Below are 13520 nucleotides of genomic sequence, written 5' to 3' on the forward strand. Positions count from 1 at the left end.
TGTCTCAGCCCGATTCCTTGTTAAGCAGTTTCTGTTTGCGGTCTAACCCCCAGCGATAACCGGACAGAGACCCGGCTTTGCTGACAATGCGGTGGCACGGAATAATCACAGCCAGTTTATTGGCACCGCAAGCAGTCGCAACAGCGCGGACAGCGCTGGGTTTGCCGATTTCCGCAGCAATATCGCTATAACTTTGCGTTGATCCAGATGGGACATGCATAAGCGCGCGCCAGACCTGTTCCTGGAAAGCAGTGCCACGAACATCAAGCGGCATCGAGGGGGAGGACGCGGGCGCATCTATAACAGCAAGCGTTTCGCTCACCCATTGCTCATAGGGGGAACCTGGCTCTGCTTTTGTCAGGTTGGCCCCAGGGAAACGGCCCTGCAATTCAGCCAACAGGGTTGCATTGCTCTTGCCGAACTGCACCGCACAGATGCCCTTGTCAGTCGCTGCGACCAATGTGCGCCCGAGCCAGCTCTTCGCCAGCGTATAGCGAATATCCTCTCCCTTGCCCTGATTAAGTGCCTGGCGGGGAGGCATGCCAAGCCGGGATTGTGCCTGTGCATACATTCTGGAAGGGGAAGTGAACCCTGCGTCATAGATGGCATCTGTCACCCGGTCTTGCCGGGCGAGAGCAGATCGCAGTCGCCTTGCCCGCAGGCTATCTGCATATTGCCTAGGGGTTACACCCAGATGCCTTTTGAACAACCGGTGTAGATGGTGAGCACTCATGCCAACAGCCGTGCTCAAAGCTGCCAAGGTTGGAGGTGATTTAGCTTCAGCGATTATTTTTGCCGCAGCGGCAACAGTCGATGCCTGACGCTCAAGCAGAGAGGGAGCATCGGGCTTGCAGCGTCGACACGGGCGGAAGCCAGAAGCGCGCGCGGCACCACGTGAAGCATAAAACTCAACATTCTCCCGATTTGGCGTGCGGGCCGGGCAACCTGGGCGGCAATAGATGCCTGTTGTTTTAACAGCAATCCAGAAGGCACCCTCAGCTTGCTTATTGCGTGTTACAAATGCCTGCCAGCGCATTTCATCACAATCGAATCTACTGCCATTCATATGCCGTAATTATCCTGCATCGTACCGCCTTAATTGCCGCATTACAGCACTCTATAATGGCTCATTGCTTCCCGGTTTTTGCTTTCAAAACTGCAAAAGCTTAAAATTCGGGGTAAATTTACCCTGCTAGGTGCAGTTAACCAGCCGTTGTGGGTTTTGTGATATTGTCAATCAAGCCGCCAGTGATATATCAATGTTTTGGGTTAATGGCTGAGGTGAAAGGAAAGTCTGTCGGCGATGCTCGCGATTTTTCATCAGATAATGGGAAGTGTGCTGGTCGTGGCCGGTATCGTTGTCCTACCCCTTCCTATCCCGCTTGGGTTGTTGATGCTGGTGATTGGCCTGGCCTTACTGGCACCGTACATCATTCCGGTACAAAATCTGGTACGCTCCCTGCGCCGAAAGAATACCAAGCTCAATAATCAACTGGTTCGCTGGCGCGAAAAGTTTCCGCCGGTCATCCAGAAAACCATTGATCGCACTCATCCTTAAGTCGCAAATAGCTTGCGCAGCCGTCCGGTTTTGGCTTTGCTAAAGAGCATAAATCGAAGCCGGATAACATCTCCCATGAACAAAATACTTCTACTGCCACTGCTGTTGCTTTTGCATGCCTGCACGGTACAAACCATTTTTGACAATCTCGGCCCGAAAGATCGCGAATCTCGTGTTGCTAACCGCAACATTTCATTCGGCCCCCTGAGTGAGCAAGCGCTGGACATCTATGTCCCACTGGAGAGCACAGGTAAGGACCCTGTACTGATGTTCATTTATGGCGGTTCATGGAAAAACGGTGACAAGGATGGATACGACTTTGTCGGTCGCGCTTTTGCAGCTCGCGGCTTTATCACAGTGATTGCAGATTATCGAAAAGTGCCCGAGGTTGTTTTCCCGACATTTGTCGAAGATGGCGCACTGGCAGTGAAATGGATTTCAGAAAACATCACTGACTGGAATGGGGACCCGTCCCGAATTTATCTGGTCGGTCACTCTGCTGGAGCCTATAATGCCGTGATGCTGGGGCTTGATCCACAGTATTTAGCTACTGTTGGTCTCGATTCCGACACTGTAGACGGCGTTGCCGGAATTGCCGGCCCTTATGACTTCTTTCCCTATGATGTGGCGGCAACGATAGATGCCTTCGGTCATATCCAGGACCCTGACATTACACAGCCAATCAATCTTGCAACACCTGACGCACCACCAATGCTGTTAGTTATGGGTACGGATGATACAGTTGTCTTTCCACGTAACATCCCTGCCTTGGAAAAGGCACTGCAGGAAAATAGCATACGCGTGGAAACAAGGCTTTACGAAGGGCTTGACCACATTGAGCCTGTCACCGCTTTATCGGTAACCTTTCGCAAAAAAGCCCCGGTGCTGGATGACATCACCGGGTTCTTCATAAACATTGATGAGACAATGACGAAGTAAGGTCGCGATTTTATAACCCGGTACAGCCTGCTTTCAGTAAGCTTGCAGACTAGAGATTAAAATTGCCAGAACCTAAAACAATCTACCATTTCAGGCCAACGCCAGCCCGCAGTATGAATACGTCAGTTGTGTCACCAAACGTACCTGATGCACCGATATGGACTTTGGCATATTCATTTTCATAGGCGACGTCTGCACCAACAATTGCAGCACCATCTTCAGGCTCTGATAACAACGTAAAGCTTTCACCGCCACTTTCATAAGTGTAGGTAGCTTCAATATCGTCATCAACCAGTTCCTGTGACCAGGCTAACGTAAACTGAGGATGGATTGTACCTGGTATACCGGTGTCATAAGCGTTCGGCTCTATCTCGAATACCTTACCGGCTTTCACACCAATATTGGTTCTCAAACTATCCGCCTCCCGATCAGCAACCACGAGATTGATACCCTGCCCACCAGTCTCGGTATATCCATCTTCTTCGAGTGAGAGATAATCAAGGCTTGCAAACGGCTCTACCGCATACCCTCTCATCGTTGTTTCGTACGAAACGCGGCCACTGGCAGCGATTTGCGTACCCTCCCACTCAGCATCTGCGCGCCGCCGAACACCTCCGATGATAACATTCCGCTCAGAATCGCTATCGGCCCACGAGTACTCAGCACGGGCATCAAATTGCAGCTTGCCCATGGAAGCAGCACCGTAAGCACCCAAACCATAGGTTACACGATTGAAGGGAAAATCTTCGCCGGTTTGCTCATCGTAACGCGCGGACGAGAAAGACGCACTGAGGCCAATGGCATCAATCGTATCGTTCAAGCTTGCATCAACGCCAGCAGCGATAGCAAAACCGCCACCATCAAATCCATTGGAAGCCTCATCCTCGTCCCGGTTTACAAAATATGTTTCCTCTTGAAGCCAGAACGTACGGCCATATTCACCACTATTGCGCGCCATATCAAGACGTTGCGTGATGATGCTGGTAACTGAATTGGTCTGTGCACGCGCGTAAGCAAGCGGCGCATCCAGTGGCCCGGCCACGAGCTGGCCAAAGGCTTCCTGGAATTCTTCCTGCGTAGACAGATTGAAAATCAACACGCCAAGATCAAGGTCACGATTCAAAGCATCAATTGTAGGGTCGAGCGCTGGCGCCAGGCCAGCAGAAATACCAATTTCTTCTGTAGTCTTTCTGTTAACCGAAAGGACAAGATCATTTGTGCCGTCAGGATTATCAAGGCTGAAATTGAAAAGGAAGGGTATATCAGCACTACTCTGGAGGTTACTGTTCAGATCCGCAATATCTGCATCAAGTGTACCAGCAGATATAATATCAAATGTATTCACATTCGCAGACGGCACACCACCGAGAAAAATCGGTTTAATCGTAGCGCCTGTATCAAAGCTCGCAAGACCGGCGACATCAAGTATCGTTGAACCAAGCCCTTGGTCAGAGATTGCTATACCTAGAGTGGAGGTTGCGTCTACAAATAGCGAAGATATTCCAATTAAATCAGCGTTATTGATATTCAGCACGGAATCTGTTGCCACATTTACACTCAAGACACCATCTGCATCATTCAAAGTCCCATTAAATGTGGATTGGTCAGAAAGGTTGAGTACATCAGCACCGACACCAAAAAATGCATCCCCTATGACTGAAGCATTAGATAGAGTAAGATTGTCATCTCCATCACCAAAATGGATATCACCCTCAATTGAGGCTAATAGAGACAAATCGACTAAATCATTCCCAGCACCAAGAAACAGATTCCCAGCAGTAGAGCCTGCATCAGCTATATATACATCATCACCAAACCCTGTAAAGACATCACCAATTACATTTCCAAAAGCCGCACGATCAGCTAAGCTGCCATCAAAGTCACCGGGTGTTGTGTTCGTAATTGTAACACCACCAGTATTGTTTGAAAAATCGATTGCGATGGTACTGACTGGAATGTCTGTATCTAAATTTGTTCTGCTTAAATCATCCAATGAACGCGCCGCCACAACACCACTGTTGGTAAAAGCAGCCACAGAACCACTGGTGTCTCTTACCCCAACAACTTCGCCGTTATCACCTGTAATAATCGTATTGATAATACCAGTATTAACAATGGATTCTAGAGTCGAAGCACCTTCGATCAGTAATCCCACCACTGAGAATGGGATATTGTCAGATGTCCCAAAAGACTGAGCCTCTATTATGCCACTATTGAAAAAAGTCTGAACACTACTATCGCGAATCAGAAGAGTTGTAGCATCCCCCTCCTGACCAAAACTACGCATCGTTCCATCATTACGAATACCACCGTTAATGGTAGCTGAGTCTATGAGGACCGCCAGAGCTTCAAGACCACCGTATATAGTTTCGTTATTGAGAACACCTCTGTTAATCAACCCAAACACACCATAAGAATCTGGGTCCGCAAGGGCGGATGTGTCTACAGCACCAACCGTCGCTCCGGTTATTCGCAAGGCAGGGCTGGCACCAAAAGTCGTAATACCTGCACTAGGTGGATTCACTACCGGATCTTCACCCTCCTCCGCTTCTCGAAGTTGCCCGCTAGGAACGGGACCATCAATCAAAACACCGCCTGAGATGTCACCATTAATGTCAATCCCAGCGCCACCCTGCTGAGCTAACTGAGCTTCATTATCATTATCTTCTACATCATCGGCGTCCGGTATAATGTCGGTATAACCCGTAACACGCATTGCGCCGCCAAACACGAAAGCACCGTCCAAGGCTCCATTAATAAGAATACCTGTGCTGCCGGCACCGACAACATTGATACTGCTTGTTGATCCCACCACAAATGCGCCAGTCATATCGCCAGAAACTGCTATCGCCTGTGAATCTCGCCCTGTGATTGTGAAGTCACCATCAATTTGTGTTGTGCCGACCAAATCTCCTGCTATTCGAAAGCCTGCCGACGCATCTCCAAAAACGGTAATATTACTGGTTGAGGTTAAAATAATATCCCCTGTAAACAAGCCACCTTGCGCAACCAGCACAGCGACGCGATTATCATTATAATCAGGAAGCAGATCGCTATCCGGATCTCCCTCGCTTTGCGCGTCACTTTGTTCCATCGTTATCGTGCCGGAGTTGGTGAACCCGCCTGAGAACCCAGCGCCGAGCAGTACGCCGACGCTATCGTCGGACGCATTAACAGCGATCGTACCGTTATTTGTAAACGTGTTGTCTGAGTCGACGGAAACTGCCGTTCCCTCGTCTACCGTGACCGTACCGTCGAGTATAACATCTGCTGCTGCGCCGTCATCGGCTGTGGATGTATTGATCGGAGTCGTTCTGTCTCCACTCTCTGTCACCTGCGCCTGTGCTGTGATGAACATCGCCGGAATAGTAAAACTTGCCCCACAAAGAAGTGCGATGCGAAGGGCGCGTGCTGTGCCATTTTTTTTAGAAATCATTCCTGCTGACTGGTGACGGACTGTGGTCATCAGATACTCCCGTTAATGCTCTCAGAGGTGCTGTCGAACTTTACGACAGATTAAAGAGGCCCTGAAACAAACATCAGTCCCCTCACCCCACCATTCATTGGACGCAAAATTACGTCAGGTCTGTCTCGCCCAGAAAAGCGCATTATGCAAGTGGTTAACCGACTGTTAAACCACACCTTACGTAACTGTCAGGCCGGGTTAACGGCCGCTATTGAGGCGAAACTTTCAATACTTTGCCGCCAGATTTGTCTGTCAGCACGTATAAAAAGCCGTCAGGGCCAACCCTGACATCCCGTACACGCTTCCCAAGTTCGCCGAGATACTCCTGCTGAGCCCCAAACATACCGTTCTGGAGGTCAATATGGCGAACATGCTCATGCGCCAGCGCGCCAATGAAAAGATCACCCTCCCAATCAGGAAATTTATCGCCGCGATAGATGGCAAAACCCGAAGGCGCAATGGATGGCTCATAATGCACAACTGACTGCTCCATGCCCTCCAACTGGGAAAAAGGCGTAATTTGCGCACCAGAGTAATCAATACAGTAGCAGATCACCGGCCACCCGTAATTTTTACCCTTCCCGATGATGTTTACCTCATCACCACCGCGCGGCCCATGCTCATGCGCGTACACAATGTTGCTTTGCGCATCATAAATCAGACCTTGTGGGTTACGGTGCCCGTATGACCAGACCTCAGGGAGAGCCCCGCTTGTACCCACGAAAGGGTTATCCGCCGGTACAGACCCGTCGTCATTGAGCCTTACAATTTTGCCGAAATGATTATCCAGCTTCTGCGCCTGATCCCGATGGCGGTATCCGTCGCCGGTGGTCAGCAGGAGTGTCCCGTCAGCCAGAAAAGCAATGCGCCCACCGTAATGCGCTGACGTGGTGCGCCATGACTCGCCAGTGAATATCACCTCAAAGTTCTCAAGCGCCCCACTTTCGGCATCAGGCACATAACGCGCCCGGGCAAGGCGCAGCGTATTTCTGCGTCCTTCTGCATGCGCATAAGAGAGGTAGATAAAGCCATTTTCCGCAAAATCAGGATGTAACGCGATATCAAACAAACCCGCCTGACTGCTATAGTGCACCTCGGGGATGCCCGAAACGGGCGCCTGAACCAACTCACCGTCACGGATGACGCGCACACGGCCGGCTTTTTCCGCGACCAGCATGTCGCCATCCGGCAAAAACGCCATCGCAGCGGCCGTCTCAAGGCCGCCAGCTATCTCTGTTATCTCATAGGTAACGGGTGCCGCCGGCGCATCCCCAATTTCCTGGCTGAGCCGATCTGTTTCGGCGAGGGCGGAAAACCCTGCACAAGCGACAGAGAGACCACTGACAAGCGCGATGGCCGATTTTGTGAGATGGTTTTTCATAAACCCCGCCTTTGAGTTCCTGATTGCGTTCTACTATTGGTTTAACCTGCACAATGACTTAGCATGTGGCCAGAAAAAAGCGATGGCTGTCAAAGCGGTTGAAGGGGTCCAGTATTATGAGATTTTTCGGGAATATGTTTGCCTGGCTGATTGCTGGCGGCATTGGCTATGTGCTGGCGAGCAGCTTTTCAACACAGTTTGTTTTACAGGACCTAGCCGCGCTTGGCGCACCAATTACTGTTGAACAGAGAGTGTCCTCAACGTGGTCAGACATTTTAGGGGCATGGCAGTATTTTGTTGTAGTCCTTGCTGCTTTTGCAGTTGGTTTTTTTATCGCATCGCTTGTTAAAGCCTATATCCCATTCCTGGCCAGAGTCGCTTATCCCGTAGCGGGCGCTGCGGCTATTGCTGCTGCACTGAGTTTGATGAAGATAAACTTCGGTATCATCCCCGTCATCGGTGCGCAGACAGACCTCGGCTTTTTGTTTCAGGTCTTTGCCGGCGGACTGGGCGGTCTTGCCTTTGAAGCATTACGACCCAAAAAAGATGCGTCATCATAAAAGTAATTTACGGATAAACAGCAGAAGAGGGAACAATCATGTCGGCGAGTAGAGTAATGCTCATGATGACAAGCGTATTTCTGTTTTGTCTGCCAGCCTTTGCTGCACCATCACACGCCCAATCGAACAGCGACTATCCGGCCGCGGCCTTTGCTGCCGGCCGCAAGGCTTTTGCAGAAGAACGCTTTGCCGAAGCCTATCGCCTGTTCGAGGAAGCATGTGCTGGCGGACAACCAGGCGGCTGCTTCAACTTCGCCCTTATGGTCGATTATGGCATTGCTACAAATCCGGACCCCACGCGCGCGCGCGCATATTACCGCCAGGCTTGCGATGGCGAGATACCCTCCGGCTGCCGGTATCTTGGGGCGCGATTGCGTGAAAACGAGCCTAAAGATCCGGAACTGGCGGTCTATTACTTTGAAACATCCTGCCAGCTTGGTGATGCAGAAGGATGCTTCCTGGCTGGCTACCTGCATCGAAGAGGTGAGGGAACATATCAAGATGAAGGCGCTGCCCTGGATTTTTTCATCAAGGCTTGCGAGCGCAACTACCAGTTGGCCTGCGATGAGCTTGGTCCGAGACTGAGATAACAAACAACAAGGGTCAAAATCATGCGGAAAGTATTGACCGGCGCAGTCATCATGCTGGCAGTCATGGCCCTGATCATTGGCATCATGCTTGTGCGCACCTTCACTTATGGTGATGGCGTCAGTGCAGATAGTGAACAGGTCAACTTGCCTGACGTACCCGCCATAAATGTTGAGCAGGCAGCACAACATTTGGCTGAAGCGATACAGTTCAAAACGATTACGCTTATGGCAGGCGATCCGCGCCCGGGGCAGGAAGGCCCGTGGCTAGCCTTGCATGAGTGGCTGACAGAAACTTATCCTGCTGACCACAATGTGATGACACGCGAAATTGTGCCAGGCGGCCTCACTTTGCTCTACACGTGGCAGGGCAGCAACCCTGACCTCGATCCACTGCTCCTGATGGCTCATCAGGATGTTGTGCCGGTGAATATCGGCACAGAGAAGGACTGGACAGGTCAACCGTTCAGCGGAGAGATCATAGATGGCTATATCTATGGCCGCGGTGCGATTGATGACAAAGGCTCTCTTGTTGCGCTGATGGAAGCGGCGGACGGTCTGACTCGCGACGGTTTTACGCCACAACGGACGATACATTTTCTGTTTGGTCACGATGAGGAAGTATCCGGCAGTGGTGCTGAAGCAGCCATATCCCTGTTGCAAGCTCGCGGTGTAAAGCCCGTCATGGCGCTGGATGAGGGGGCGCTTGTCATTGACAAGTCTCCACTCACCGGCAAGCCCATGGCCTTTATCGGCATCGCCGAAAAAGGGTATCTGAGCGTTGAGATTGCAGCCCTTGGTCGCGGCGGTCACTCATCCACACCACCGCGTGACAGTGCTGCGGTGCGCCTTGCGCGGGCCGTGGTTGCGCTAGACGAAAACCAGTTGCCCGCTGACTTTTCAAAACCGCCCGTCTCCGATCTGTTCCAGACAGCGGCACCCGATTTACCATTCCAGACGCGCATGGCGCTGGCAAATTTATGGCTCTTTGGTGGGCAAGTCGAGAAACAGATGGCTGTCTCGCCCAGCGCAAATGCCATGATCCGCACTACCACGGCACCAACCATGCTCACAGGGTCCGCAAAAGAAAATGTACTTGCACAGCGCGCGACCGCTGTTGTTAATTTCCGCATACACCCGAATGATACCGCGGAGAGTATTGTGGCTCACATCAAAGATGTGACGCAGGACATACCCGGCATAGAAGTAAGGCCGCTTACGGATGGCATAGACAGCACCAGCGCGCCTGCTGTTTCTCCAACAGACAACCGTGCCTATGCTGTCCTGTCCAGCGTTGCGACCAATGTTTCTGGTGGCGCGCCGGTAGCTCCCTTTCTCGTTCTGGGCGCAACAGACGCACGCTATGCCACGGCGATCACCGATAATGTCTACCGTTTTGCCCCGATGGTCATGAAAGCGGAAGATCTGGCAGGGTTTCACGGCACGAATGAACGTATCTCGATTGAAAATATGGGCCAGCTTGTTCGCGGGTACAGCCAGATCATCCTGGCAATGGACGCTCCCTGAAAGACTGGCTCAATCTGACATTGCGATCAGGCTGGCATTGCCGCCAGCTGCTGTGGTATTATTTGAGACAGTTTTCTCCTCCACAAAGCGCGTTAGATAGAGCGGCCCGCCAGCTTTGGGACCAGTACCGGAAAGGCCCATACCGCCAAAAGGCTGTACACCAACAATCGCCCCGATCGTATTTCGATTGATATAGATATTGCCCGCATGAATGCGTGGCACAACATAATCAGCAAGCGTCTCCAGACGCGAATGTAACCCGAATGTCAGGCCATACCCGGTGTTATTGATCGCCTTGATCACATTATCAAGTTCACTGGCACGCCAGCGACAGACATGCAGGATTGGCCCGAAAGCCTCTGACTGCAGATCATCAAACGATGATAACTCAAAAATATGCGGTGGCACGAAATATCCATTTGGTTCTGTCGGCAGATCGCCAGCCCAGACCAACCGGGCCTTTTCTTTCATGCTGGCAATATGCGCGTTGAGGTTCGCTTGCGCCTCCTGGTCAATCACCGGCCCCACATCGGTTGCCTGCACGCCCGGATCACCAAGGCGCAACTCTTCTGCCGCCCCGATGATCATCTCCAGCATCCGGTCTGCGACATCTTCCTGCAGGAAGAGAAGCCGCAAGGCAGAACAACGCTGCCCCGCAGAGCGAAACGCGGACATGGCCACATCGTCCGCCACCTGTTCGGGCAGGGCTGTTGAATCAACAATCATGGCGTTTATGCCGCCTGTTTCTGCAATCAGGGGCACGATGGGCCCCTCCTTGGCAGCAAGCGTTCTGTTGATATTGCGCGCCGTTTGCGTGGACCCCGTGAAAACCACGCCTGAAACAGCCGGATGTTCAACAAGCTTGCGCCCGATTTCACCATCACCGATTGCCAGATTGCACACGCCATCGGGAAGACCTGCTTCTTTCAGTAAAGTCATGGCGGCATGGGCAATCAGCGGTGTCTGCTCAGCTGGCTTGGCGACAACTGTGTTGCCACAGGCAAGCGCTGCCGTGATTTGGCCAAGGAAAATGGCTAGAGGAAAATTCCATGGTGAAATGCACACGAATACACCGCGCGGCACAACATGCCTAGTATTTGCTTCACCTACCGGACCAGGCAACCCGGCATGCGCACCAAAGAGTTGCTCTGCTTCTACCGCATAATAATGGCAGAAATCCACCGCTTCCCGAATTTCAGCCAGGGCATCATCCATCGTCTTGCCGGCCTCTGCGGTCAGGAGGGACATCAGCCTGTCGCGGTTTGCTTCCAGAAGGTGAGCAAACCGGCGCAAAATCCCGGCACGGTCTTTGACGGGTGTCGCAGACCAGCTGACAAGAGCTGCTTTCGCGGCGGCAAAGACTTTATCTGTCTGCATCTGACCAAGGCTGGCAGCTGACCCGAGCGATACGCCTGTCGCGGGATTGATGATCTCATCCTGCCGCGTGTCGGCGCTGAACAAAGGGCCTCCATTGACAACCGATGATACGGAAAGATCGCTTACCGACTGACTAACTGCTGCCGAAAGCGCCTGAAGATGCGGCGCGTAGCCAAGCTCCGCCCCCTTGGAATTCGGGCGATCTTCAAACATCTGCGCGGGCAGGCGGATCAGTTTCTGCCGGGCGCTACCTTCACGATAGATCAATTCGCTCAACTCATCCTGCGGTGAGCGCAGTAATTCATCCATGGAAACCTTGTCGTCTGCAACTTGAGCGACAAATGAAGAATTGGCTGAGTTTTCCAGAAGACGCCGCACAAGATAGGCCAGCAAATCCTTGTACCCCCCGACAGGTGCATAGATTCGGGCAGGCACACCCTCGATTGTCATTTCAAGATTATAAAGGGCTTCGCCCATGCCATGCAGACGCTGAAACTCATATCCTTGCGTATCGCCAGCCATTTCCAGAATGCTGGCCAGCGTGTGTGCATTATGTGTGGCGAATTGTGGGAACAAGCGCGGGCGCGCCGCCAGCAACTTGCAGGCGCAATCCAGATAGCACAAATCGGTCGCAGCTTTTTTGGTGAAAACCGGGAAACCTTCGAGACCGCGCTCCTGGGCGCGTTTTATCTCAGTATCCCAATAAGCGCCCTTGACCAAGCGCACCATGAAACGGCGTCGCAGTTTCTGCGACAGTTTATCGACCCACTCGATCACTTCCGGGGCACGCTTTTGATATGCCTGAATGGCAAGCCCGAACCCGTCCCAACCGGCAAGTGACGTATCGCTGGCAACAGCTTCAAAAACCATCAATGACAGTTCAAGTCGGTCTGCTTCCTCGGCATCCACTGTAAAATTCAGATCGTGGGTTTTGGCCTGCTGCGCCAGTTTCAGAAGTTTTGGCACCAGTTCAGCCATGACCCGCTTCTGCTGGCGCAACTCATAGCGCGGATGGATCGCGGACAACTTGACCGAAAGGCCCGGGCGGTCAGGCAGGGCCGTATCCCGAGTGCGCGCATCTTCACCGATGGCAGACAGAGCTTCCTCGTAAGCCTGATAATATTTTTCGGCATCTGCACTTGTGCGGGCACCTTCCCCCAACATGTCGAAGGAGAAGCGAAAGCCTTTTGCCCGCTCTTTTTGGGCCCGGCGCAAGCCCTCCCCGATCGTCTGGCCCAGTACGAAGTGATGGCCAAGGAACTGCATGGCCTGCCGGGTGCCTGTGCGGATGACCGGCATTCCCAGACGCTTGGTCATTTTTTTCAGAATGGCCGCAGGCGTCTGACCCGGCTGCATGACCCAGGATGACATGCCGATGCCCCAGCTTGCGGCCTGAATGAGCCAGCTTTCATCACCATCAAGATCATCCCAGTCACCGTCGGATAATTTTTCCTCAATCAGTCTGTTCTGGGTAACGGCATCAGGAACGCGCAGCAGTGCCTCTGCCAGCACCATCAAGGCAAGGCCTTCTCTCGTGGACAGAGAGTATTCCTGCATGAACTCTTCAAGCCCTGCACCACCGCCAGCGATAGACTTGTCACGGATACCTGCCACAAATCGCTCGGCCCGCTTTCTGATGCTCTGGTCCAGCTCTTCGCTGAACTGGTTACGCTCAAGCAGATCTTCCACGACCCGGGTTTCATCAGGCGCATAGTCGGCGCAAAAAGGTGGATGCATCTCAGCCATTTATGTTTCCCTGATCATTTTGCTGCAGCTTATAGAACAATGACATTATTTCCTCATCCGTTTAGTTGAAGAGCCAGCACACGTCATGTTTTGTGTGAAAACTGGATCCTCCGATCACGCTGTTCTCGTCCTGCTTGCCGCCTTTCGCTTCACAGCGATCTACGCAACATAGTAGGTCAACCGACAGGCAGGCCCATAGATTATGTGATTTTCCCGCAAAAACAGCACCTTATGCCCGCCAGACCAGGCCCATAAGTTTTTTCACCGCCTTCCTCATGCAGGCACCCGCACTGACCCACGCAGTTGTGGCGAGCAAGGTTCAAACTGGACACATCCTTATGGCCCGCATAAGGTCGTCCATTGGTTTTCCATTTAAGAG

General features: G+C 52.2%; 9 protein-coding genes. 5 read left to right on the forward strand and 4 right to left on the reverse strand.

What is annotated here, in order from left to right:
* Positions 1 to 4 precede the first annotated feature (4 nt).
* Positions 5 to 1066 carry a bifunctional DNA-binding transcriptional regulator/O6-methylguanine-DNA methyltransferase Ada gene (ada, locus tag RAL90_RS14370; protein WP_306251826.1) on the reverse strand — a complete coding sequence of 354 codons (1062 nt, stop codon included), beginning with the start codon at positions 1064 to 1066 and terminating at the stop codon, positions 5 to 7.
* Positions 1067 to 1303: 237 nt separating this feature from the next.
* Between ada and RAL90_RS14375 the strand changes: the two genes are divergently transcribed.
* Entirely contained in the window at positions 1304 to 1558 is a 255-nt protein-coding gene (locus tag RAL90_RS14375) for a PGPGW domain-containing protein (protein ID WP_306251828.1), read from the forward strand.
* A gap of 75 nt (positions 1559 to 1633) precedes the next feature.
* Positions 1634 to 2497 (forward strand): alpha/beta hydrolase, encoded by an 864-nt coding sequence (locus tag RAL90_RS14380; protein WP_306251830.1) that lies wholly within the window; start codon positions 1634 to 1636, stop codon positions 2495 to 2497.
* An 82-nt stretch (positions 2498 to 2579) separates the two neighbouring features.
* On the opposite strand, the gene RAL90_RS14385 is transcribed toward RAL90_RS14380, so the two are convergent.
* A complete protein-coding gene (locus tag RAL90_RS14385; protein WP_306251831.1) occupies positions 2580 to 5963 on the reverse strand; it encodes an autotransporter outer membrane beta-barrel domain-containing protein in 3384 nt (1127 codons plus the stop codon).
* A 208-nt stretch (positions 5964 to 6171) separates the two neighbouring features.
* Entirely contained in the window at positions 6172 to 7344 is a 1173-nt protein-coding gene (locus RAL90_RS14390) for a PQQ-dependent sugar dehydrogenase (protein ID WP_306251833.1), read from the reverse strand.
* Between the two features lie 116 nt (positions 7345 to 7460).
* Between RAL90_RS14390 and RAL90_RS14395 the strand changes: the two genes are divergently transcribed.
* The 3 genes from RAL90_RS14395 (at position 7461) to RAL90_RS14405 (ending at position 10018) form a co-directional block, all read left to right on the forward strand.
* Positions 7461 to 7904 carry a hypothetical protein gene (locus RAL90_RS14395; RefSeq protein ID WP_306251835.1) on the forward strand — a complete coding sequence of 148 codons (444 nt, stop codon included), beginning with the start codon at positions 7461 to 7463 and terminating at the stop codon, positions 7902 to 7904.
* Positions 7905 to 7966: 62 nt separating this feature from the next.
* Positions 7967 to 8494 (forward strand): tetratricopeptide repeat protein, encoded by a 528-nt coding sequence (locus RAL90_RS14400; protein WP_306251837.1) that lies wholly within the window; start codon positions 7967 to 7969, stop codon positions 8492 to 8494.
* A 21-nt stretch (positions 8495 to 8515) separates the two neighbouring features.
* Complete coding sequence (locus RAL90_RS14405; protein WP_306251839.1) at positions 8516 to 10018, forward strand: M20 family peptidase; 1503 nt, start codon at positions 8516 to 8518, stop codon at positions 10016 to 10018.
* Between the two features lie 9 nt (positions 10019 to 10027).
* On the opposite strand, the gene putA is transcribed toward RAL90_RS14405, so the two are convergent.
* Positions 10028 to 13141 carry a bifunctional proline dehydrogenase/L-glutamate gamma-semialdehyde dehydrogenase PutA gene (gene putA, locus RAL90_RS14410; RefSeq protein ID WP_306251840.1) on the reverse strand — a complete coding sequence of 1038 codons (3114 nt, stop codon included), beginning with the start codon at positions 13139 to 13141 and terminating at the stop codon, positions 10028 to 10030.
* Positions 13142 to 13520: the final 379 nt, after the last annotated feature.

The sequence above is a fragment of the Parvularcula sp. IMCC14364 genome, assembly GCF_030758415.1.
GTDB lineage: Bacteria > Pseudomonadota > Alphaproteobacteria > Caulobacterales > Parvularculaceae > Aquisalinus.

Coding starts and splice junctions, on each gene's coding strand:
- RAL90_RS14385 (WP_306251831.1), bottom strand. CDS start 5,963: ATGACCACAGTCCGTCACCAGTCAGCAGGAATGATTTCTAAAAAAAAT.
- putA (WP_306251840.1), bottom strand. CDS start 13,141: ATGGCTGAGATGCATCCACCTTTTTGCGCCGACTATGCGCCTGATGAA.
- RAL90_RS14375 (WP_306251828.1), top strand. CDS start 1,304: ATGCTCGCGATTTTTCATCAGATAATGGGAAGTGTGCTGGTCGTGGCC.
- RAL90_RS14395 (WP_306251835.1), top strand. CDS start 7,461: ATGAGATTTTTCGGGAATATGTTTGCCTGGCTGATTGCTGGCGGCATT.
- RAL90_RS14380 (WP_306251830.1), top strand. CDS start 1,634: ATGAACAAAATACTTCTACTGCCACTGCTGTTGCTTTTGCATGCCTGC.
- ada (WP_306251826.1), bottom strand. CDS start 1,066: ATGAATGGCAGTAGATTCGATTGTGATGAAATGCGCTGGCAGGCATTT.
- RAL90_RS14405 (WP_306251839.1), top strand. CDS start 8,516: ATGCGGAAAGTATTGACCGGCGCAGTCATCATGCTGGCAGTCATGGCC.
- RAL90_RS14390 (WP_306251833.1), bottom strand. CDS start 7,344: ATGAAAAACCATCTCACAAAATCGGCCATCGCGCTTGTCAGTGGTCTC.
- RAL90_RS14400 (WP_306251837.1), top strand. CDS start 7,967: ATGATGACAAGCGTATTTCTGTTTTGTCTGCCAGCCTTTGCTGCACCA.